This window comes from Xenorhabdus doucetiae, from assembly GCF_000968195.1.
GTDB classification, from domain to species: Bacteria; Pseudomonadota; Gammaproteobacteria; order Enterobacterales; family Enterobacteriaceae; genus Xenorhabdus; species Xenorhabdus doucetiae.
Genome location: NZ_FO704550.1, coordinates 366,594 through 390,436, shown reverse-complemented (window position 1 = coordinate 390,436; position 23,843 = coordinate 366,594). Strand labels below are relative to the sequence as shown.

18 protein-coding genes and 2 tRNA genes are annotated in these 23,843 nt (G+C 44.1%); 10 read left to right on the top strand and 10 right to left on the bottom strand.

Annotated features, from left to right (window positions below; translation table 11 throughout):
* The first annotated feature begins 27 nt into the window (after window positions 1-27).
* Entirely contained in the window at window positions 28-3,396 is a 3,369-nt protein-coding gene (locus tag XDD1_RS01950) for an indolepyruvate ferredoxin oxidoreductase family protein (RefSeq protein ID WP_045968219.1), read from the top strand.
* Window positions 3,397-3,494: 98 nt separating this feature from the next.
* Here XDD1_RS01950 and XDD1_RS01945 read toward each other — a convergent pair.
* Window positions 3,495-3,570, bottom strand: a tRNA-Gly gene (locus XDD1_RS01945).
* A gap of 365 nt (window positions 3,571-3,935) precedes the next feature.
* Between XDD1_RS01945 and XDD1_RS01940 the strand changes: the two genes are divergently transcribed.
* From XDD1_RS01940 to XDD1_RS01925, 4 genes are all read left to right on the top strand, one after another.
* On the top strand, window positions 3,936-5,315 hold the full coding sequence (locus tag XDD1_RS01940; protein ID WP_084720904.1) for an MFS transporter: 1,380 nt from the start codon (window positions 3,936-3,938) through the stop codon (window positions 5,313-5,315).
* Between the two features lie 42 nt (window positions 5,316-5,357).
* A complete protein-coding gene (locus XDD1_RS01935) occupies window positions 5,358-6,395 on the top strand; it encodes an IS630 family transposase (protein ID WP_045973286.1) in 1,038 nt (345 codons plus the stop codon).
* 77 nt (window positions 6,396-6,472) lie between these two features.
* A complete protein-coding gene (locus XDD1_RS01930) occupies window positions 6,473-7,717 on the top strand; it encodes an MFS transporter (RefSeq protein ID WP_231854446.1) in 1,245 nt (414 codons plus the stop codon).
* Between the two features lie 48 nt (window positions 7,718-7,765).
* Window positions 7,766-8,161 (top strand): hypothetical protein, encoded by a 396-nt coding sequence (locus XDD1_RS01925; protein ID WP_045968217.1) that lies wholly within the window; start codon window positions 7,766-7,768, stop codon window positions 8,159-8,161.
* Between the two features lie 149 nt (window positions 8,162-8,310).
* Here XDD1_RS01925 and XDD1_RS01920 read toward each other — a convergent pair.
* Window positions 8,311-8,386: transfer RNA gene (locus XDD1_RS01920), tRNA-Gly, on the bottom strand.
* A 220-nt stretch (window positions 8,387-8,606) separates the two neighbouring features.
* Window positions 8,607-9,152, bottom strand: a complete 546-nt coding sequence (gene orn, locus XDD1_RS01915) for an oligoribonuclease (RefSeq protein ID WP_045968215.1) — start codon at window positions 9,150-9,152, stop codon at window positions 8,607-8,609.
* A gap of 124 nt (window positions 9,153-9,276) precedes the next feature.
* On the opposite strand from orn, the gene rsgA reads away from it, so the two are divergent.
* The 4 genes from rsgA (at window position 9,277) to XDD1_RS01895 (ending at window position 15,982) form a co-directional block, all read left to right on the top strand.
* Complete coding sequence (gene rsgA, locus XDD1_RS01910; RefSeq protein ID WP_045968213.1) at window positions 9,277-10,335, top strand: small ribosomal subunit biogenesis GTPase RsgA; 1,059 nt, start codon at window positions 9,277-9,279, stop codon at window positions 10,333-10,335.
* Window positions 10,336-10,429: 94 nt separating this feature from the next.
* Window positions 10,430-11,350, top strand: a complete 921-nt coding sequence (gene asd / locus XDD1_RS01905; protein ID WP_045968211.1) for an archaetidylserine decarboxylase — start codon at window positions 10,430-10,432, stop codon at window positions 11,348-11,350.
* Window positions 11,351-11,389: 39 nt separating this feature from the next.
* The gene (gene mscM, locus XDD1_RS01900) at window positions 11,390-14,764 is read left to right on the top strand and encodes a miniconductance mechanosensitive channel MscM (protein WP_045968209.1); all 3,375 of its coding nucleotides are present in this window, start codon (window positions 11,390-11,392) and stop codon (window positions 14,762-14,764) included.
* 12 nt (window positions 14,765-14,776) lie between these two features.
* The gene (locus XDD1_RS01895; protein WP_045968207.1) at window positions 14,777-15,982 is read left to right on the top strand and encodes an MFS transporter; all 1,206 of its coding nucleotides are present in this window, start codon (window positions 14,777-14,779) and stop codon (window positions 15,980-15,982) included.
* Between the two features lie 80 nt (window positions 15,983-16,062).
* On the opposite strand, the gene XDD1_RS01890 is transcribed toward XDD1_RS01895, so the two are convergent.
* The 3 genes from XDD1_RS01890 to XDD1_RS01880 are packed head-to-tail and all read right to left on the bottom strand — an operon-like array spanning window position 16,063 to window position 18,892.
* Window positions 16,063-17,403 (bottom strand): MFS transporter, encoded by a 1,341-nt coding sequence (locus tag XDD1_RS01890; protein WP_045968205.1) that lies wholly within the window; start codon window positions 17,401-17,403, stop codon window positions 16,063-16,065.
* Window positions 17,396-18,106 (bottom strand): hypothetical protein, encoded by a 711-nt coding sequence (locus XDD1_RS01885; protein ID WP_045968203.1) that lies wholly within the window; start codon window positions 18,104-18,106, stop codon window positions 17,396-17,398. The genes XDD1_RS01890 and XDD1_RS01885 overlap by 8 nt, the downstream gene beginning before the upstream one ends.
* Window positions 18,107-18,109: 3 nt before the next feature.
* Window positions 18,110-18,892: a 2OG-Fe(II) oxygenase gene (locus XDD1_RS01880; RefSeq protein ID WP_052705625.1), complete on the bottom strand. Its 783-nt coding sequence runs from the start codon at window positions 18,890-18,892 to the stop codon at window positions 18,110-18,112.
* Window positions 18,893-19,887: 995 nt separating this feature from the next.
* Here XDD1_RS01880 and pdxR point away from each other — a divergent pair.
* Window positions 19,888-21,336, top strand: coding sequence for a MocR-like pyridoxine biosynthesis transcription factor PdxR (gene pdxR, locus XDD1_RS01875; protein ID WP_045968201.1), 1,449 nt, complete (start codon window positions 19,888-19,890; stop codon window positions 21,334-21,336).
* Here the strand turns inward: pdxR and XDD1_RS01870 are convergent.
* The 4 genes from XDD1_RS01870 to XDD1_RS01855 form a co-directional block, all read right to left on the bottom strand.
* Window positions 21,317-21,748 (bottom strand): carboxymuconolactone decarboxylase family protein, encoded by a 432-nt coding sequence (locus tag XDD1_RS01870; RefSeq protein WP_045968199.1) that lies wholly within the window; start codon window positions 21,746-21,748, stop codon window positions 21,317-21,319. The two genes, pdxR and XDD1_RS01870, sit on opposite strands and share 20 nt — an antisense overlap.
* Before the next feature lie 181 nt (window positions 21,749-21,929).
* The gene (locus XDD1_RS01865; RefSeq protein ID WP_045968197.1) at window positions 21,930-22,283 is read right to left on the bottom strand and encodes a DUF805 domain-containing protein; all 354 of its coding nucleotides are present in this window, start codon (window positions 22,281-22,283) and stop codon (window positions 21,930-21,932) included.
* Window positions 22,284-22,318: 35 nt separating this feature from the next.
* The gene (locus XDD1_RS01860) at window positions 22,319-22,855 is read right to left on the bottom strand and encodes an IS630 family transposase (RefSeq protein WP_084720900.1); all 537 of its coding nucleotides are present in this window, start codon (window positions 22,853-22,855) and stop codon (window positions 22,319-22,321) included.
* On the bottom strand, window positions 22,849-23,322 hold the full coding sequence (locus XDD1_RS01855; RefSeq protein ID WP_045968011.1) for a helix-turn-helix domain-containing protein: 474 nt from the start codon (window positions 23,320-23,322) through the stop codon (window positions 22,849-22,851). Before XDD1_RS01855 ends, XDD1_RS01860 begins: the two co-directional genes overlap by 7 nt.
* Window positions 23,323-23,843 lie beyond the last annotated feature (521 nt).

The following is a 23,843-nucleotide window of genomic DNA, read 5'->3' as shown; positions in this document are numbered from 1 at the left end:
TTATTCTCTTGAGAGAGGGTCAAAAATATGGCTCGATATTATCAATCTAAATTCGTCACGGGCACTGAGGCACTGGTTGACCTTCTACTCGCTCAAGCTGAGTTGGATAAAGTCCATAATCTCAACACAGCGGGGTTCGTTTCAGGTTACCGTGGTTCCCCTTTAGCTCGTTTAGATCAAACATTATGGCAACACAGCAAACAACTTATTCAAGCCAATATTCGCTTTCAGCCTGCCGTCAATGAAGATCTTGCAGCCAGTGCGCTGATAGGAACACAAAAAGTCGAAACCGATCCGGACAGACAGGTTAGCGGTGTTTTTAGCATGTGGTACGGCAAAGGGCCAGGCGTCGATCGTTCCGGTGATGCGCTTAAACACGGTAATGCCTACGGTTCCTCTCCACACGGCGGTGTGCTGGTTATCGCCGGGGATGATCATGGTTGTGTCTCTTCTTCCATGTCCCATCAATCTGATCTCAGTATGATGGCTTGGAGTATGCCCATCCTGCATCCCGCATCGGTTGCCGACTATATGAGTGTCGGTTTATGGGGTTGGGCGGCATCCCGTGTGAGTGGTGCATGGTTTGGCTTCAAAGCCATCAGCGAAGTGGTGGAAAGCGGTGCGGTCAGGGAAAGCCAGCCACTCCCTGATTATCAAATTCCACAGGTTGATCCGGGTCCCGATGGGCTGCATTGGCGCTGGCCTGATCTGCCCGGCCCACAGATTGAAAAGCGCCTGGCCTATAAACTGAAAGCCGTCGAAGAGTTCGCTAAACTTAATCCCATTGATTACCTGCTCGTTCCTTGTGAACATCCACACGCTTTATTGGTCACGGTGGGCAAAGCCCATAAAGATGTGATGGAAGCCCTGCGTGTCGGGGGATTAACACCTTCTGAACTGGCCCAACACGGGATCGCCTTTCTCCATGTCCGCTTAGTTTATCCTTTATCCCCCCTTCTCAGTGAACTGGCGGCGCAAGTCAGTCATATTTTTGTCATTGAAGAAAAAGCCGCTATGGTTGAAATGCTGCTGGCGCACCGATTAGTTCAATTACAAAAAAATATTCGCCTGATAGGTAAGCATAATCATCTTGGTCAGAAATTATTACCCACTGACGTTGAACTACGCCCTTCACGGGTTATCTCCCCCCTTGCGGGATGGTTACAGCAATTCAATATATTTCTCTCCGTGCCACCAGAATGGTCAACCGCAGTCATTCAGCACGATGCAACTTTGCCCAAACGCACCCCTTATTTCTGCGCCGGATGCCCCCATAGTACGTCAACGCGCTTGCCAGACGGCAGCCAAGCCCAGCCTGGCATTGGCTGCCATGTCATGGCCTCGTGGATGGATCGCAACACCGGAAGCGGCCTCTTACCTATGGGGGGAGAAGGCGTTGACTGGATAGGGCATTCCCCGTTTGTGAATCGCTCTCACGTCTTTCAAAATCTGGGAGATGGCACCTATTTTCATTCTGGTCACTTAGCCATTCGCCAATCCGTCGCCGCAGGGAGCCATATTACTTACAAATTGCTGTTCAATGATGCCGTGGCGATGACGGGCGGGCAGCCTCTGGATGGCAATATCACCCTACCGCAAATAGTTTCTTTGATGCTGGCAGAAGGTGTGAAAGAGGTGGTTGTCGTAACGGATGACCTTGATAAATATAAAGATAAAAACAACCTTCCTGCCAATGTAAAACTCTATGAGCGCGATTATCTGGAAGATGTCCAGAAGCGTCTTCGGGATATTGTTGGCGTCACGGTGCTTATCTACGATCAAGCCTGTGCCACAGAATTACGCCGTAAAAGAAAGCGTGGCTTGGTGCCAAAAGTCACGCGCCGCGCCGTCATCAATGAATGGGTTTGTGAGGGATGTGGTGACTGCCAAATACAATCAAATTGCCTTGCCGTCATTCCCGCCAAAACACCTTTAGGTACTAAGCGTCAGATAGACCAACACGTTTGCAACTCAGATCTGTCCTGCCTGAAAGGATTTTGCCCCAGCTTTATCACGGTCGAAAATGCCACCCCACGCGCAGATCTCAGCAAACTCATCCCACATGATGAGTTAGATAAAATTATCCACCAATTACCGCAGCCAACGCGGGTTTCTGCCGAAACACCTTATGAAATCCTGTTAGTCGGCATCGGTGGTACAGGTATTGTCACCGCAGGGCATTTACTCTCAAATGCCGCGCAATTAGACAATTGTTTCGTCAACTTGCTCAATTTTACCGGTTTTGCCCAAAAAGGCGGGGAAGCAATAACCCATGTTCGGTTATGCCATAACCAAGATAAACTGCATCAGGTCAGGATTGATCGGGGACGCGCCAATCTGGTTATCGCCGCGGATTTAGTGGCAGCAACCGGGCAAAGCTCACTGGAAGTGATGTCGAGAAGCTCAACAAAATGCCTGCTGAACACCCACGAAACACAAATCGGCACCATGCTTCGCTCCCCTATGCTGGATTTAGATCACCCCAAAATGCTGGATACCCTGCATCAACACACGCAGACATTACTTTCCATTGATGCAGAAATGATGGCAGCGCATCTCGTCGGCGACAGGGACCAAACAAATATCATCTTAATCGGTTATGCCTGGCAACTCGGCAAACTCCCCATCACATTATCTGCTATCAATAACGTCATGCGAGAGCTGGGAGCTTCAGCAGATAATGCGCAGCGGGCTTTCTGTATAGGCCGCATTGCAGCCGTGCAACCCGATATTCTGCAAAAACACCTCACTATGACGCCACAAAAAAAGATAAAAAGTCTGGACGATCTCATTATGCATCGCTATCAATTTCTGGTTGATTACCAAGATGAAAGATATGCGATGCGTTATCTCAGCCGCGTTGCCCAAGTTCAAATGGTTGCTCAACAGATCGATGCCGAAGAGATTACCCAATCCATTGCGGAAAATTTATTCAAATTGATGGCGTATAAAGATGAATATGAAGTGGCACGACTTTATGTCAAAACTGGTTTTTTTGATAAACTCCGCGCGCAATTTGATAATACCGATACCCTTCGTTTTCACCTTAGCGTTCCCCTCTTCAATCGCAAAGATCCCCGCACAGGCCAGCGAGGAAAAAGGGAATACGGTTCGTGGATCATTCCTGTATTCCGCCTCCTTGCCGCCTGTAAGCCACTGCGTGGCACTGTTTTCGATATTTTTGGTTATCAGGACGAGCGTAAGCAGGAGAGAAATTTGCTGCTTGAATATGAGCGGTTAATTGATTTTTTGATCGAAAAGATGGATCGCACTAATTTGGCAACCTGTCAGCAACTCGCGGAACTCCCCAATCAGGTGCGCGGCTTCGGTCATGTAAAGCAAAAAGCGATACAACGCATGTTGGAAAGTAAAGCAGAGTTGCTGAAAGCGTTATAAAAACAGAATGATAATCTATTGATTGAATACGAAAAAAGCACCTAAAGGTGCTTTTTTCTATGACTTGCAGACTCTGATAAAATCTACCGTCCTGAATTTGGAGCGGGAAACGAGACTCGAACTCGCGACCCCAACCTTGGCAAGGTTGTGCTCTACCAACTGAGCTATTCCCGCATGGCTAGCGCATTATTACAGTGATATAAAATCTGCAATCATTTGATTGTAAATAGATTTTTATCATCTACGCATCAGAATGGGCGCTATTATGGCTTGGTTTGAAAGAGATGGCAAGCATTTTACACACGGCAAAACATCAAGCGCTCAAAATACATTCTAATTAATACTATTACTGCCTCCAATTATCACTACTTAACATCTGCAAGTTATTCACTCATACAGGGATAAAGTACTACGGACTGTTAATTGTTGACGAAAAGTTAAAGTCATATTAATCTGTCATTCAATAATTACATTGAATGTTTTATTTTAATGGCATCATAGTATTTCATACCACTCTTTATCTATTAGGAGTTTTCATCATGCCGTCTAACAATATTTCCTCTAAAAACAATGAAGAACTACAGATAAAATCGACACAGAATACCCAGAGACTAGCATTCACGATCTTGGCAATCGTCCAGTCAACTCTGATATTTACGATCGCATTAATCACAGTTCCACTTCCAAAAATCGCGATAGAATTCAACCTCACATCCGCTGATCTACTCCTTGTTCTTGCTGCCTACGGACTCCCATTCAGCAGCCTATTACTCTTTGGAGGGCGGCTGGCAGACAGGTTTCAAGGACGACGAATGTTCGCTGTTGGTTTACTCATCTTCGGTATATCTTCCGTTATTGCTGGTTTCTCTCCTACGTTTAAGGTACTTGTTGCCATGCGATTTGCTCAAGGGATAGGGGGAGCGTTGACAGCACCAGCTGCAATGGCTGTATTACGTGCTTTGTTCCCAGAGCATAGTGCCTTTTCCCGGGCAATGACCACATGGGGAGGTGTTTCTGTTCTGGGTGCCGTCTTAGGATTTGTCATCTCAGGAGTAGCAACAACATGGATTTCTTGGCGATGGATGTTCGCTATCCCTGTCTTGGTTTCATGCATAGGTTTGATCAGCGCTCGCACCCTACTTCCAGCCGGAGCTGATGACTCTCATCAGCATAGGCCAAAATTAGACTTGATTGGCGCAATACTCGCCACTCTCGGCATTTCTTTAAGTAGTTATGGCTTGATATTAACGGGCGATCACCCGTGGATATCATCAATTGTACTGTTCCCACTGCTGACTGGCCTTTGCTTATTAGTTGCCTTTGCAGTACTCGAACGTTTCGTCCGTGACCCACTTCTTCCTCCCGGATTTATTTTCGAACGGTCTCGACTAACTGGGTTATTTGGTATGTTTCTCGCTGCCGTAGGATCAGGTGTTATCAACTTTGTTTTATCTCTCTACCTACAACAAGAGTTAGGATGGACACCGCTTATGACAGCAACTGCATTCTTACCATTTGCTATCGCTCTTATCGCAATCGGACAAATGACAACACACTTAGTTGGTCGCTTGGGAGCAATACGGGTAACAAGCTCAGGGCTATTTATCGCTGCGATAGGATTTGGATTGTTGGTTAATATTGACAGAAATACGACTTACGTTATGGGGCTACTACCCAGTTTGATTCTTGTGGCAGTAGGTACCGCGCTGGCTTTTTCAGGTTCTGCCGTACTTTCCACAATGAATGTACCACAACACCAAGCGGGACTGGCTGGAGGAGTCATGAACACAGCTATGGAACTCGGCCCCACTATAGGCTTATCAGCATTAATGGCCGTAGCCGCGACACAAGTAGATGCTATTGATGGATATGTATGGGCGTTTGGAACTGCTGCCGTTGTTTATACCAATCGCCATTGAAGATGCTTGATTTCTTATCCAAACCCGATCATGCTTGCAATCATGAAAATTCATCTGACACCAGAACAAAAACGTGCCCTCGAATTGATGCATGATACCACTCGTGATAGTCGAGTCTGTGATCGCATCAAGGCCGTGCTTTTGGCGTCAGAGGGCTGGACAGCTCAGATGATTGCTCAGGCCTTACGTATTCATGAAACTACGGTAAGCCGTCACCTAAAAGATTTCATCGCGCAGGAAAAACTCACCCCCGAAAATGGCGGTTCTGAAAGCCATCTCTCTGCCAAACAAACCGCCGATCTGGTTGATTATTTGACGGCAAATTTGCTGCATACGACCGCTCAAATTGTGGATTATGTACGAGCTCGTTGGCAGGTGTCTTTCAGCGTGGGAGGCATGACGAAATGGCTTCACCGACAAGGTTTCAGCTACAAAAAGCCAAAGGGCGTTCCTCATAAATTCGATGCGGATAAGCAGCAACAATTTATTGATGACTACCAGTCTCTGAAAGACCGGGCAGGTCAGAATGAACCTATCCTATTTATTGATGCGGTGCATCCTTCGCAGTCCACAAAGCTCAGCTATGGTTGGATGAAAGCGGGGAAAAATCAGGTAAAAGTGGTCGAAACCACCGGCAGTCGTACCCGTCTCAATCTTCTGGGCGCCCTCAATTTACAACGAATTGAAGACACCGTGATCCGTGAATACCCGAGTATCAATGCCGAAAATATCGCGTATTTTTTCGGCGCTATTAGAGAAACTTACCCACTTTCGCAAAAAATTCATATTATTCTGGATGGGGCGGGTTACCACCGGGCAGAATTGGTGAAAGAGGTGGCATATGTCCTTAATATTGAACTGCATTACCTACCGCCTTACAGCCCAGGCCTCAATCCAATAGAGCGATTGTGGAAGTATATGAATGAGCAAGTACGTAACAATGTTTATTTTCCGGATGCAAAGACATTCCGTGAAACCCTTCGTCACTTTTTTCATGTGACTTTGCCAGAAAAAGCGAAAGAACTCACGACTAGACTGACTGACAACTTTCAGATTTTAAAACCTGCATCTTCAAGTTAGATTGGTATATATCATTGCAGCATTACTGGCGATCCTGCTTACAAACCGAAATTCTGTTGCATTAGGAAAACCGCATCATGAATAAAATTCAATCAGAGAGTGCTAGCCCGAAAGATTTATCGGGAATAACAGAATCACCAACACAAAAGCAGCGCGATATACCGATCTCCATTTATTTGCTCGGACTGACGATATTTATACTTACCACCTCTGAGTTTATGGTTGTAGGTATGATGCCATCATTAACCGGGGTGTTTGGGGTCACTGTCGCGGATATTGGCTACCTGATTTCACTCTATGCTATCGGCATGGTCGTCGGTGGGCCGATATTGACAGCACTGTTTGTCGCGCTACGAATCCCCAACAAAAAAGCGCTACTTTGGCTGCTGGCGCTTTATAGCTTCGGAGGGATAATAGCCGCAACTGCTGGAAATTATCTAACTATGGCTATTGCCCGAGTTATCACTGGTGTTGCAGGTTCTGCTTGTATTGGTATCTCCTTAGCAATCTGTGGTGAAGTTGTCAGAACTGAAATGCGAGGAAGAGCCTCATCAATTGTACTCGGTGGCATGATGTTAGCGACCGTTTTAGGCGTACCCGCAGCAACCGTGATCGATCAGCACCTTGGCTGGCGTTTGAATTTTTGGTTGGTTGTTATATTCACCATTACTTGTTCCTTCATCGTGTGGGCGCTAGTGCCTGTTTCGCGCAATACCTCAGATATCCGTATTAGCGATCAACTGACCTCATTCAGAAATGGGAAACTTTGGGCGGCTTATGCTACAAGTGCCCTCATCATCGGGGCATCTTACGCAGCTTTCAGCTACATTTCTGCAATCTTAACTGAAGTCACAGGGTTACAGCCTACCATTGTGCCTATTTTACTCGGCCTTTACGGTGTAGCGAATGTTATTGGCAACACGATTACTGGTCGTTTTGCTGATCAACAGACCTTCGTGGTACTCACTATTGGGATTAGCATACTGGCTATATCGTTACTGATATTCGCACTTTTTCCAGAAAATCGTTATATAAGCGTTATTGCCTTTTTAATAATTGGTCTTGTCGGTGTTCCCATGAGTCCCGCAATGATTACACGTGTTATGCGAGTAGCAAATGCAGGCCCACTGGTCAGTAGTGTTCATGTATCTATCATTAACAGCGGCTTGGCATTTATCGCATGGGCTGGAGGGTTAAGCATTGGTGCAGGATATGGATTAATATCGCCACTATGGATAGGCTTAATTCTGGCTATCTTTGCCCTACTTTCACTTACACCGCGTAGTGTTAGAATTTCAATAACACCACCTAAAGTGAGATAATAATGGACTATACCAGCCGATGGATTTCCTCTCATTGGAGAATGTGGAATGAATGGACTTTGGCTGGTTACTGGCACGTATCGAGATGGTTTGCATCAATCACCTCTGCTAGCTGACTACGTTGCCAATGCCATCTATGGAAAACCAAATACTGACATCGATCTTAGTGATTTTACTCCCATACGTGCCCCCTTAACTGGCCTTTCCCGCGACATAACGGCCAAAGAAACCGTCTCACAAATGCTTGGTGTAGGTTATGAGTGTCTCTGGGATATCAAGCCAAATTGGTCCCCAATGATTCAAGAAGGGCTGTTGCATCGTTACGATAATTTAATTCATTCTCTTCATCCTCGTTTTACGCCTCCTCCGGAGATCATCGCTTTCTCCCACTACAACGACAAGATAAGAGAACGATTACTGGCATACTATGACGCTTGGTCATAAACAATACTGTAATTAAGCCTATTGAGATATGGTTAGAGATAGTGTGCGTGTCCACCATGCAGGCTATCTTTTTCTCGGACTAGAAAAGTGAACGATAGATAGGGTCTTATGAAATCTGAGAAATCGATGTAGATTTGTGAACGAAGATTTGGAGCGGGAAACGAGACTCGAACTCGCGACCCCAACCTTGGCAAGGTTGTGCTCTACCAACTGAGCTATTCCCGCGTAAATTTTGGCGTGCTGTACTTTTGAATTTCTTCATCGGTACGGGGAGCGCATTATACGAGAAATTATTCCTCTGGCAAGTCCCCCAAAAGCAAAAAATCGGGTTTTCTCTCTGATTGATGATTAAATCGACAAATTATCCGCTTAACCACCAACTCAGAGATTAATTTACGTACATTTTTGTACTCAGTACCGCACCTTATTTTTGGGCTATTTATATTTATTTCTGGATAAAGTGCTCACGGTAATAGACCAATTCAGCAATCGATTCCCGAATGTCATCCAATGCCTGATGGGTATTTTTCTTGCTGAACCCTGATAACATCTCAGGCTTCCAACGACGCGCCAACTCCTTGAGCGTACTGACATCCAAGTAACGATAGTGAAAATACTTTTCTAACTCTGGCATATAACGGAACAGAAAACGGCGATCCTGCCCCACGCTATTGCCACAAATTGGGGATTTTCCTGCCGGCACCCACTGTTCCAAAAAAGCAATAGTGGCTTTTTCAGCTTCTGCATCACCACACTGGCTCTGCTTTACACGTTCCACCAATCCACTGGCGGTATGCGTGCGGACATTCCAATCATCCATCAACGCCAATTGTTCATCCGACTGATGAACCGCAATCACGGGGCCCTCTGCAAGGATATTCAATTCCGAATCGGTGACAATAGTCGCAATTTCAATTATGCGATCGCGCTCGGGATCTAACCCCGTCATCTCTAAATCTATCCAGATAAGATTGTTCTCACTTTTTGACATGATATATCCTAGTTTCCTTCAAAAGAGGTAGTCTGTCTCTGTGAGGTATCATAGCGTTTTTGATCACTCACAGCGATGATCAGCAAGATAGATGAAAGATAAACGAAAAAATAAGTGAGGTTCGGTGGCTAAAAATAAACTCTCCAAAGGGCAACAACGCCGTGTGCAGGCCAATCACCAGCGCAGGCTGAAGAACGCGGATGCCCAAAAGCCAGAAATGGATGACAGCCAGTTGGGTGAGCCACAGGAAGGATTGGTGATCAGCCGGTTCGGGCAACATGCCGATATTGAAGCCGCAGATGCTTCTATACAGCGTTGCAATATCCGCAGGACAATACGCTCATTGGTCACCGGCGATCGCGTGGTATGGCGCCCGGCACTGCAACGCCAGTCTGATGTCAAAGTGAATGGGATCGTAGAGGCGGTTCACGAACGCACTTCCGTTCTTACCCGTCCTGACTATTATGATGGCATCAAGCCCATTGCATCCAATATCAACCAAATCGTGATTGTTTCCGCTATTTTGCCCGAACTTTCGCTGAATATTATCGATCGCTATTTAGTCGCCTGTGAAACGCTCAATATTGAACCGTTAATCGTCCTCAATAAAATTGATATGTTGGATTCCGAAAGCCGTGAATGGGTCAACGAGGTAATGGATATCTACCGTCATATCGGCTATCGCGTACTGGAACTCTCCAGCTATACCGGCGAAGGTATCCCTGAGCTGACGGCGATGCTGGCTGACAAAATCAGTATCTTTGCCGGGCAATCCGGTGTCGGGAAATCCAGCCTGCTCAATACCCTGCTGCCTGACGATGAAGACGATATTCTGGTCAACAATGTTTCAGATAATTCAGGTCTCGGCCAGCATACCACCACCGCTTCACGCCTTTACCATTTCCCGCTGGGGGGCGATGTGATCGACTCTCCAGGGGTGCGTGAATTTGGGCTGTGGCATCTCACGCCAGAACAGGTTACCCAAGGTTTTGTTGAATTCCGCGAATATCTGGGGGGATGCAAATTCCGTGACTGCAAGCATCAAGATGATCCCGGATGTGCCTTAAGGGAAGCGCTGGAACAAGGCACCATTGCTGAAGAGCGTTTCGAAAATTACCACCGGATTCTGGAAAGTATGGCACAGGTTAAACCTCGCCGAAATTTCACAAGCGGTCAAAAATAAGACAATAATTAACGATATCCTGACATTCAAAATAATGGCAGGTACAATAGCCAACTTTTGTCCAATTTGCCAAGAAAAGATCCAAGAGGTTGACGTGCTGGATAATTTTAAAATCAGTCTACAATATTTACTGCCAAAACAAGCTATTACAAAATTGGCGGGTTGGTTTGCCAATAAAAAAGCGGGATGGTTGACTCAGCTTGCCATCAAGGCTTTCGCCAAAGTCTATAAAGTGGACATGAATGAAGCCAAAGATCCTTCATTTACCGCTTATGCAACATTCAATGAATTTTTTGTCCGTCCGCTTAAAGAGGACATTCGCCCTGTCGTCAATGAAGCCCATCAGTTGGCTCTGCCGGCCGACGGCACGGTAAGCCAGCTTGGGGCGATCCGCGAAGATCAGATTATTCAGGCCAAAGGCCACTACTACACGATAGAAGCCCTGCTGGCCGGGCAGTATCAACTGGCTGAACAGTTCCGTGATGGTCAATTTATCACGACTTACCTGTCGCCAAGGGATTATCATCGTGTCCATATGCCGTGTGACGGCGTGCTTAAAGAGATGATCTACGTTCCGGGTGATCTGTTTTCCGTGAATCCATTGACGGCCGCCAATGTGCCAAACTTATTTGCACGCAATGAACGTGTCATCTGTTTATTTGAGACCGCATTCGGCCCAATGGTACAAATTCTGGTTGGTGCTACCATTGTTGGCAGTATTGAAACCGTTTGGAGTGGCTGTGTTACTCCTCCTCGTGAAGGCATCATCAAGCGCTGGACTTACCCGGTTGAAGGTCAGGAAGGCGTTATCTCACTGAAAAAAGGCGAGGAAATGGGGCGATTCAAGCTGGGTTCAACCGTGATCAACCTGTTTGCTGCCAATCAGATTGATTTTACCAACAACTTATACAGTGGTTCACCGACCCGTATGGGCGCCATGATGGCGCAAGCTGTCACCCCAGAAGAACCCACAGTCAATACCGATGAATCCATGACCAATGAATCCATGAATTAACGATATCGTCAGCAAATTAGAACCAAGGAGCCCCTTATTGTGCGCCTGATTATCAGTTTACTTCTCAGCCTCTTGATCACGAGCCCGGCTTTTGCCTCTGTGTTGCCGTTGGATGAAAACCAACTGAAACAAGAGTTAAAGCAGGTTGGGGGCAACAAAAGCTCACAAGATTCTGAAATCACACACGCACTCCAAGGGGCAATAAATTGGGTTAATGAAGCAAAATCCGCTAATGAGCGTACCCAGAAGTATCAACAATCTATTGATGAATTTCCGAAAATCATCAAAGAACTACGCCAGAAAATCCTTACTGAAAACGATCTTGCTGGAAAAAATCCTGCTGAAAACAATGTCGCTACCCCCATTCCGGCCAATCAGACGATCAGCAATTTAGAACAGCAAATTATCCAGACCAATAACCAATTGCAGGAGCAGGGGCGCCAATTACAGCACGAACAAAATAAGCTCCGGGAAATCAGTGATTCCATGGGTCAATTGCCTCAACAACAAGCTGAGGCAAAGCGTCTGCTGGCTGAGGCGACAGCTCGACTCCAGTCACTGGACTCACATTCCACGCCGCTGGCTAAAGCACAATTGACGCTGGCACAAGCAGAAGTCAACGCGCGTAAGGCGGTGGCCGATGAATTGGAGATGGCTCAACTTTCTGCCAATAATCGTCAAGAGATTGCGCGTATCCGCGCCGAGTTATACAAAAAACGCTATCAACGACTGGATGTTAAACTCCAGCAATTACGCAACCAGCTAAATACGCAACGCCAGCAGAAAACGGAATCTGCACTGGAGTATACCGAAATGCTGGCAGAGCAAAGTGGCGGAAAATTGCCCCAATTTTTGCAGGATGAACTCCAGCAAAACCGCCAATTATCGCAAATGCTCAATCAGCAAGCCCAGAGAATGGAAGCCATTGGTTCAAAACAGCGCAAGGCCAACAGCGAGATTTTGTCTGTTCTCCAAACACTGAATACGATCCGTGAACAAGCACAATGGCTCAACGATTCCACTGCCCTTGGCGAAGCCCTGAGAACCCGGGTCACCCATATTCCTGATATGTCAAAATCCCAGCAAATTGACCGGGATATTGTCGAACTGCGGGTCGAAAGGTTGAAATATGAGGAAATACTGGAACGCTTGCAACGCCCCCTCGAACAGATATTACCTTCGTATCACACTCTGACGCCAGAACAGAAGAAAGTCTACGAATCTCTGATCCGCACGAGGAAAGAGCTATTAAATTCTCTGCTATCAGGCTATGACAATGAGATACTGGAACAGACACAATTTAAGGTCATCACCAACAAATTAAATGATGCCCTGAAAGAAGTTCAGGATGCGACTCACCGCTATCTGTTCTGGGTTGCGGATGTCAATCCCATCTCTCTCAATTATCCGCTCCAGATGGTGCAAAATCTGACGCGCCTGCTATCGTTGGATACGTTCTCTCAATTGGGTGCCGCAATCCACGGCATGTTGACCAAGCAAGACACCCTGCTCTATTTACTGGGGACTTTGCTACTGGTCATTTTTAGTATTAGTTCACACCGCCAGTATCATGCTTTTCTTGAGCGTTCGAGCAATCGCATCGGTAAAGTGACGCAAGATCATTTCTCTCTGACTGTACGTACCGTTTTTTGGTCGGTCATCGCAGCATTACCGCTGCCCATGCTCTGGTCAGCCATTGGTTATGGGCTGCAAAATGCGTGGCAGTATCCGATAGCGACCGCAATAGGCAACGGTGTCCGTGAAACAACGCCCGTTCTGTGGGTCTTTATGCTCAGTGCCGCCTTTGCCCATCCCAATGGCTTATTTATCGCCCATTTTCGCTGGCCGGAAGAGCGCATAAAACGAGCGATGCGTTTCTACCGTCTTTCCATTTTCCTGATCGTGCCACTGATGATGGCATTGATCACTTTCAATCATTATAAAGACCAAGGCTTTATCTCAACCCTCGGCAGACTGTGTTTCATTATGCTGTGTATCTCGCTGAGTCTGGTCACCAGCAGCCTGAAACGTGCCGGCATTCCACTTTATATGGACAAACATGGTTCCGGCGAAAATATCGTCAGCTCTGTGCTCTGGTGGATACTACTTTCTGCCCCAATCCTGGCAGCACTCGCTGCGATCCTGGGTTATCTGCAAACCTCACAGGCGCTCTTGGGTCGTCTGGAAACCTCAGTTGCTATCTGGTTCTTTTTGCTGGTCATTTACCACATTGTGCGCCGGTGGATGCTGATCCAGCGCCGCAAAATTGCGTTCGAGCGGGCAAAACAACGCCGGGCGGAAATATTGGCCCAGCGTGCCAAAAGTGAAGAAGATTCTGCCAATATCAATAGCAGTGTCGAAGGTTCAATCGAGGTTGAAGAGCCTGTCATCGATCTGGATGCCATCAGTGCTCAGTCGTTAGGGTTAGTGCGTTCAATCCTGACCATGACGGCACTGGTTTCACTTATCCTCTTGTGGTCTGAGCTGCATTCCGCTTTCTCTTTCCTGGAAAATATCCGGCTTTGGGACGTTAGCACAACCATCAACGGTGTGGATAGCGTTCAGCCCATTACCATGGGTTCCGTGTTAATTGCCATCTTGGTGATTGTCATTACTACACAACTGGTCCGTAACTTACCGGCCCTGTTGGAGCTTGCCCTGTTACAGCATCTGGAGCTAACACCGGGAACCGGTTACGCCATTACAGCACTGACCAAATACAGCATTACGCTCATTGGCGGCTTGGTGGGGTTCTCTCTGGTGGGGATTGAATGGTCGAAACTCCAATGGCTAATTGCCGCAATGGGGGTTGGGCTGGGTTTTGGCTTACAGGAAATTTTCACCAATATTATTTCGGGTCTGATCATCTTATTTGAAAAGCCGATCCGCATTGGTGATACCGTGACCATCCGTGGTCTGACCGGCAGCATCACCAAGATCAACACGCGGGCAACCACCCTGTCTGACTGGGACAGAAAAGAGATTATCGTTCCCAACAAAGCCTTTATTACCGAGCAATTCATCAACTGGTCACTGTCTGACACCATTACCCGTATTGTCCTGACCATCCCGGTGCCGGCGGATGTTGATTCAGCAAATGCGACCGACATCTTAATATCTGCCGCCAGAAGTTCACCTTTAATCCTTGATAACCCGATGCCGGAAGTCTATTTAGTGGATTTGCAACAAGGCATTCAGATTTATGAACTACGTGCCTATGCCGCAGAGATGGGGCATCGTATGCCTGCCCGTCATGAAGTCCATCAACACATTTTGCAGGAATTCCGCAAGCATGATATTACCTTGCCATTCCCGCCATTTCAGGCGCGTGTTGATATTTTTGGGCAAGAGATCCGCAGTGCAACCACTAATTATACGGGGCGTAATCCCCCACGCAGGCCGGGAGAACTGTAACCTGATACCAACATGACCAAACGAATCCCTTTTCAGGTTAGCGGGTTACTGGCATTCAATGGCGTTTCTATTTTGGGAAACGCCATCACTGAAATTGCTATTCCCTGGTTGATTCTGGAAATATCAGGCAGCCCACTTTTGGTTGCTGGCGTGATGTCCGCCAAAATCCTTCCCTTACTCTTTTCCATTTTCTTTAGCGCTCAGTTAGTGGATAAATACGGGGCATACCGTATTTCCCTGTTATCTGATTTAGTGAATTTCCTCAGCGTGTTGCTGATCCCGCTGTTTTATTCGATGGATATCCTGCACTTTTATTTGTTGGCGGTTTTACTGATATTTTCCACTATCTTGGATTCCCCTGGACGCCTGGCAAAAGATATTATTTTGGCGAAAGAGATTAAACAGCATAAAAGTGAACATGAGTTGATCAATGGGATTAACAGTACGATTGAAAATATTTGCGATCTGATTGGCCCAGCCGTTGGCTCACTGCTTATTGCCACACTTGGCACGATCACTGCCCTCTATTTCGATGCCGTGAGTTTTTTAGTTGTAGCACTGGGAATCATGATTCTGAAAAAACATTTTGTGGCCAATATTAATGAAGTCACTCAAGCGCCCGCCCTACCACACCATTATTTCCTCGAAGCATTCAGATACATTAAATCTGCAAAAACACTTTTCGCTGTACTGATTATCAGTTCAGTCGTGAATTTTGTTATCTCGCCGTTTTTGATCGTTTATTTACCCTACATGAATAAGCAAGAATTTAATTCCGTTTTAAGCCTCGGTGTTTCAATGACCTGCTTTGGCGCAGGAACAACGCTCTCGGCGTTACTCTATGGTATCTATGGCAAATATTTTTCTGGTAACCGTATTATCATTGTCGGCTACAGCTTATTGACGTTATGCCTGATATCTCTGAGCCTATTTAACGGACAATATGCCTTGTTCCTCCAGCTTTTCGCGATTGGCATGTGCATTGGTTTCTCTGCTCCCGTTGAAATCACGCTAATTCAACGTCAAGTACCAGAAAATTTGTTTGGCAGGATCATGACGTTATTCTCTTCTACACGGTTCCTCTCTGTGCCTGTAGGATATCTCTGTTTTGGTGCCTTGCTGGAATCCAACCTTGCCGAACAAACGCCATTAATCATGGCTACCGTGGTCTTGGGGGGATTGGTGAGTTATTGGCTGGTGCGTAAGGAACGTCAATGAAAACGACTTTAAGACAAAGTGCCGGATAAAAGGATCAGCACTTTGTCAATAATCTAATGGCTGGCTATTTTTATAGCAGATTATTTCCGGTTCAGAAAATAACAGATGCAGGTAAAGATTAATGCAAGTCCTGCCAAAAATAATGTTAGCGCTTGATAACCTTGAGCTAATGTATTAAATCGGGCTAATAAAAATACAGCAAAAGCGATACCACAAGCGCCTCCCATATTATGAATAGTCCATGAAGTTCCCATAGCAACTGCCGCTTGCTCTTGAGGTAAAGCCCCCAATGCAATTAATGTTGATGGCCCAAGAATTAAGCCCCATCCCATGCCAAATAACAGCAACGGGATAATAAAACACCAAGCATTTTCCTGTGCTGATGCGAAAGCAAGTAAAGCCGCAGCCGCTACAAACAATAGCAGGCCAACCAAAATGATCCGTGGAGGACCTAATTTTTCACTGCGATTACCTACCCAAGGCGAGGTTAAAGCAAACATGACTGTAGCAGGTAACAAAAATAAACCTATCTCAATATCATTTTTCTCCAATTGCCCTGCAAAAAATATAGGTAATGTCAACAGAACTATGCAATAGAAAAAAGCGAGAAAAAATGTTGCAAATAGTGCTGAAACAAAACGCATATTACGGAAAAAATGGAACTCAACAATCGGTTCTACTGTTTTCAACTCATGCCGTATAAAGATAAACAGAGCTATCACAGCAATCACCAACAGACTCCATTGTTGTAGCGAATTTCCATCCAGGGAAAAATAACTCACCAGACTCATTAGAAAAATAATCAGGAAAAGACAACCGAGCACATCCAATTTTTTCACTTTTTCTGCTTTATATTCAGGTATAGACCAGATGCATAAAATAAAGCTAATTATGATAAAAGGAATATTTATCAAAAAAGCATAACGCCAATCTACAATACCCGCAAATAATCCACCAATAATAGGGCCTATTGCAAGACCCAATCCATTAATACCAAATAAAATTCCAAGCGCTTTTCCTTGATCATTTTTATCAAATAAATAGGAAATAATGGCACCAGAAACAGTATAGAGAATGGCACAGCCCATTCCTTGAATAAATCTAAAGACAGTGATCGTGGCAAGGTTAGTTGCGAGACCAACAAATAATGACGCTGCACCAAACAGCATTAACCCCCACATCAATATTTTTTTACGCCCGAAGCTGTCAGCCAGTGTCCCGACAGGGACCATAAAAGCGGAAAGCGCTATCATAAATACAGACGTAATCCACTGTGTTTCCCTTAACGAGGTATTAAATTCACGCCCAATTGCAGGAATAATCGTATTCACAACAGTGAGATCTATACACCCAAGAAAACTTGCAATACATATTCCGATTAATCCGGTATATTTTCGGATTTCAATTGCTGATTCACTCATTCATTAGTTCCCTTTGCTCTGCCTCAATAGAAGATTGTGATTTTTTCTTAAATTTCAAAGAGAGCCAATTAGCGTATTTATTATATGACTCTTCAACAAAAATCTCTCTGGTTTTACTCATTGCCGCAGTCATTGATTTCGGATAAATGATGAAATCGATACCATCATTTGCCCACATTGGCATGATGATAGGACATTCTTCAAGAATATAAAAAAGTGATCGATAAAAAGCACCTTCGTATTCTGGAGTTCCATATTTAAGATTATTTCTTTCTGCAAATACATTGATGGTTTCATTTATGCATGCACGATAATTTTCATTAGAGTAATACTCATTTAGAATACGATCATAATAATGCTTATAATCTTCACGCTTAAGATATACGTCCCAGCGAATTATCTCATTAGGTATTGTTAAATTAGATAAACTCTTTGCATTATTCTTTATCCATTCATTTCCGCGCATCAAGCTGTAGTGGTAATTATCACGTGCTGTGCCAGTACTATAGTTATGTCGTTGTAAGGAATCTGCTACAGCAATTATGCATTTACTGAAACCTGATTGATTTATTTTATCTATTGTTGCAGAAAATTTTTCTCCCTCATGATATTCTTTTCCTACACTGATCAATAGAAGTACTGTCTTATCCATATAATGATTCGCTTTAAATTTTCCTTGCGCTTGTAATGAAACTTTGTACATTTATTAACTCCAATAAACTAACGGATCATTTTCAGATATGACCCCAATGAAAGAACTAAGAGTTATACGATCTTGTTCTTTAACTGGACGAACAGCATGTATAAAACGAGGATTTAAAATGATTAGATCACGTATTTTTGGTTTAATTACTAAATCAGGCGAAGGCATATCGTGACGATTAATACCGTAATGTCGTTTTCCTTTCAGGCGCCCATACTCTAGAGCACTAGGTTGAATATTCCATATCTCAAGCTCACCACCATTATCAGGAACCTGCATGTAGATATTAGCTGAAAGTTGATATTGTAATATCCAATCAGCATTAGGAGGAAGTGTCCATTCTAAACTATCAATATGAGGCTCAAGATCAATATTTGGGGTAAGATAACGACAAACACCAACAAAACATTTTTGTCTTTTAACCGATAATAAACGAGCACCTTCTGGCCAAATATCATCTAGTAACATTCTGAAACTATCTATTGGTGAAACTAATACCCCGAATATATCACGTGTCCGTTGGATATTTTTTATTGCTTGTTGGTGGTATTCTTGTCTTACCTCATCTGTCTCTATTTCAGCATAAGCGATACCGAGTCGAGTAAACTCTTGAGCATGTCCGAGAGCGCCTTTCTCCTGATGAAAGAATAATTTTTCTTTTGCTCTCTCAATAACTTCAGTTTGAACAAAATTAGGTATTCTTATAGCTAAGATATCACCAATACACAGTGCGCGCAGATGATTATCTGTCAAAGAATTTACATCAACTTCTATTACTTTATTCATATTATCTCCTTTATGAAAACATAGAAATAGTCTTGCATAAAAAAACAGAAACAAACAAATAACAAATAATGATGAATTTATAATCTTTCATAATAAACAATTATGATACTTAATAAGCGTTCCGTGATAATAGCCATTAAACTTAATAAATGATTATCTTGAATAAAATCAATTACTATATGTTGTATTGATAATATATTCCCTATAGACTTCAAGTTGCAGCCGCAAAACGAAATAAGCTTATCTCTATGATGTAATTCGTTGTGTTTCATAGTAATTTAATAAATTTAATCACATATAAAAGAACACCAGATTATTATCTTGAAGCACAGCGAGTATAAATGATAAATTTAATTTATTCTTTTCAAGAAACATTTATCAATCCGTCATTCCGCCAGCATATTGTAATATCATGTTTTAATTAAGAATTAATGTGTGTATACAAAATATATAAATAATTATAAATCATAATATTACAGAGTTAGGTGCGAAATGTAGGATAAATCTAAATAACCTGCATTTTAGATAAGAAATAAAAATAAATGCCTGTCCCAAGATCAGAGTTTTAGACATTGAGTAGGGGGCAAGATCACTCCCGCTGTCCTCTCATATACATAGACCCCTAGTTTACCAAACAATCGTTTTTCGGTTTAGCCTTTTTATCCGGGTACAATCAACAAAAACATGCGCCACATCAATGTGGCTACAATCTTAACCTAATTCTAGTCATGACAAGCGATAGGTTATTCCAAGTCCAAAGGAATGCACGATCAAGTGATAGGAACTTTCATTAAGCGTGAACATTATTTTTAATACTCAATCTAACCATTTAATATATGGCCATTTTTCTCTACACGATTTCTTGCTGTACCTGTAGGATATCTCTGTTTCAGTACCGTGCTGGAATCCAGCTTCGCCGGACAAACGCCATTAATCATGGCGGCTGTTGTCTTGGGAGGATTGGTGAGTTACTGGCTGGTGCGCAAGGAGCATCAATGAAAACTGCTATTTTTCCGGCGAATAAACCATTACAGCATAATAGTCCTTTACCCCTCTATCACCAGATATACCAACGCCTTATTCAAGCCATCAACCAAGGCATATTAAAACCAGGGCAACGGATACCTTCTATTCGTACATTATCCAGTGAATTACACGTTTCACGTAGTACGGTTGAATCCGCCTATACACGATTACTTGAAGAAGGCTATCTGGAAGCCAGAGGGCAAGCTGGTACGGTGGTTTCCCCACGGCTTGCTGACACACCTTCACCGCCTGCAACACAAATATTTCCTGTTTCGGATAAAACAGATTTATCGTTATTCGATTCGGCTGCATTAACGCAACCACTGACTTATCAACTGGGATTACCTGCGCTGGATCTTTTTCCCCGTAAGTTATGGAACACACTGACAGCTAAACAGATCCGCTTGCAAAGCCGGCATATGTCTTATCCGCAATCTGCGGGTTATCCGCCATTGCGGGAAACCATTGCCGCTTATCTGCAATTATCACGGGGAATAAATTGCACCCCACAACAAGTTTTTATCACTGCGGGGTATCGCGGGGCGCTCAGTCTTATCGGTCGGGCTGTTCTAAAACAGCAAGATCAAGTCTGGCTTGAAGATCCCTGTTTTCCACCCAGTTATCATTTGCTGACTCAAATGAGTGCCGAGATCGTTCCCGTGCCCGTTGATCAAAATGGAATCAATGTCGCCACAGGTAAAACGCTCGCCCCGAATGCACGTTTCGCACTAATAACACCTGCTCACCAAAGCCCGTTGGGAGTGACCTTATCAATGGCACGGAAACAGGCGCTTTTAGCATGGGCAGAACAAAACAGGGCGTTGATTATCGAAGATGACTATGACAGTGAATTTCTCTACGATCACCGCCGCAAGCCAGCGCTGGCCAGTCTATCGAATAATGTTTTGTATATTGGTACATTCAGCAAAGTCCTGACACCCGCGCTCCGGCTCGCTTATCTGGTTGTGCCTCCTAATCTCCTGTCGCATTTCAATACCACATGCCACGCTTGGCATGATGGCTGCCCTTTATTGCAGCAGGCCATTGTCACTGATTTTATGCAGGAAGGTCATTTCTCACGCCATCTGCGTAAAATGCGTGCCATCTATGCTAAACGCAGGCAAATGGTGATTGAGAGCTTAGATCAGGTTTTTGGTTCCCGATTTAAATTCGATATTCCTATTGGCGGGCTGCATTTACTGGCAAAACTTGCTCAACATGAAGATGATGCCGCCTTAGCTCAACAGGCCAGAAAATATGGGTTTGGGATTGCGGCGCTGTCTTCACGCAGTTTAAACGCGGATTGTGGCAAGGGGTTACTGTTTGGATTTGCTAATGAGCCAACACCAGAAACCGCCTTGAACCATGCTAAGGATCTGCAAAAGTGTCTTTTACAAGTTACTGACGCATCCCGATAGCCAGCCGGTTCATTCCATTCATCAGCGCAATGGCAAACGTCAGATCAGAAATTTCCTGATCGGTGAAATAGTCTTTTAACGGCAAGTAAGCACCATCATCAGCATGGGTTGCCGTCACATATGTCAGTGCTTCTGCCCACGCCAATGCTGCTTTTTCACGAAAAGTAAATTGGCTGCTGACACGCCATCCTGCCAATTCGGCCAATCGACGTTCGGTTTCTTCGGTCTGGCGCAAAGACTGCGTGTGTTTGTTTAAGCAAAAAGCACAACCATTGATTTGGGAAACCCGCAGATAAACCAATTCGACCAACGGTAGCCCCAACGGACTTTTCTCCAATCCCTCTTTGACAGAACGAAACCCTTGCAACAGTTCGGGGGACAAATCGTAATAAGCAAGACGCAATTGACTCATACACCATACTCCTTATCTCAATGAATGCGATTAACGATATGGCAAACCCGCCATTAAGATAAGGGACAAGATTGGCATTTTTGATCAGGACAAGTTATTTTAGAAATAAAAAACACTGCCTATTATTTTAAGCAATGTTTTTATTTACATGGCAAACTACAGAGTTAATTTATGCTATATCTTAATAATTCTTTTTAGGGTCTACACCATAATCATTATCACCCTTCGTCCCTTCGATGCAGTAAAACGCTAATAAAACAATACCGCCAAAGGGAATAATGGAGATTAATAACCACCAACCCGAATGATTAGTATCATGAAGGCGGCGTACTGTGACTGCAAGACTCGGGATCATAGTCAGAATCACATAAACAGCAAACAATGCCATACCGGCATTTTCATCAATCGCTGAACCTAATACGATGAGGGCTACGCATACAATTGAATGAAATAAAGAAAACATCCAATATTCTGTGCGACGCGCACGTCCTGAAAAATCTGCATAATTTTTTAAAACACTAAGATACCAATTCATAATGTCACTTTACTAAAATTAAATGATATAAGTACTCAAGAGAAATTAATTGCAAATTGGTTACCATAACCGCCCAATAACGTATTTAATTCATTCTCCATTGTCTCCTGAGTCCAAGTGATAAAACGTCGCCAATGGTATTTGGCTTGTTTCCAGACGATTTCAATCAAATTCAGCTCTGGGCTGTAGGCGGGAAGGTAGAATAAAAACAGGTTGTGTTCTCGTAACCAGCTATTTCTGATTTTTTCTTCAATCCCGTGATGGATACGCGCATTATCCAACACTAAAAATGTCAGGCGGTTGTCCCCTTGTTGGGCGAGCTGCTCTAAAAAATCAATCACGTCATCTCGCGTGATACTGCCTGACGTTGTCTGGTAAAACAGCGTGTTATCCGTGTAATTTAACGCCCCCAGAACTGACCGCCTGTCATGCTCTTGAGGCTCAGTTTCATGGGGCTTACCCCGTGGACTCCATCCATATTGCACCGGAGGAGATGCGGCAAAACCCGCCTCATCAAAATAGACCAAACGGTAATGGCCTAACTGTGCTCCAGCCTTAATTTTATTCAGCAAGGCGGATTTGTTAGCAAACTCCGTTTCGTTGCGCTTTTTTTAAGCGATAGACGGGTGCGTTTATAGGTGAGCCCCTGCTTTTTCAGGGTATTTGCCAGCGTTTCAAGCGTACAAGGCAGGGGCCCATGCTTTGCCTCAACGCACTGGGCTATCCGTGCGAGAGTTAGGGACTCTGCACAGGCAGCTTCGACCGCAGTGGCAATCATTTCAGGCGTCATAGCGAGATACCGGCCTCCAGCATGACCGCCTAATAATCCCGCTATCCCTGAATTGTGCCACATGTGAACCCAATTATAGATAACCCGGAGACTGCATCCTATTTCAGCGGTGATCTGGGACGGCTTGCTCCCTCTGGCAAGCATGAGCAAACCCGTTCCTCGCGTACGGATATCCCGGTGGGGATGATTCAAAGCGAGTTGTTGCAATGTTATTCGTTCAGGCTCAGAAAGTATTATCTTCGATTTCATAAGGACAGGCAGAAAATCAGGTTATCGTGTTATCGATTGTAACAGTAATGCAGATAGTTTATCTGATTAACTTAAAATAAAAACGGGCAAACTATAAAGGATGGTGGATTTTATACTTAATTTTCTTTTGAAGTCCATCATCCATTATTGGATAGTTAATACCATCTGATTTACGCCATTATTAGATAGTGAATTAAAAAATACTTCCAAATATCAAATTAGAAACAGAATCAACAGGAATGTTTTTCATCCATAGCAAAGTTACGCTTAAATCCATTAGAGAAATAAGGCTCATTAATTTATGATTAATGGGTCTTAGAGAGTTATTTGATTTCAAAGATTATAATTATCTATGTTATTTATATAAAATGCCTAATTTCAAAATAAAAATACTAATTTCGATTCCATAACAGCGGGAAAGTCAAAAAGTGCTGAATTCGCAATCAGTCCATTTACATAAAGTTAACTAAGGGGTTATGTCATTTTAGTGTGATGTACTGCCATAGGAATTTACTCGACTG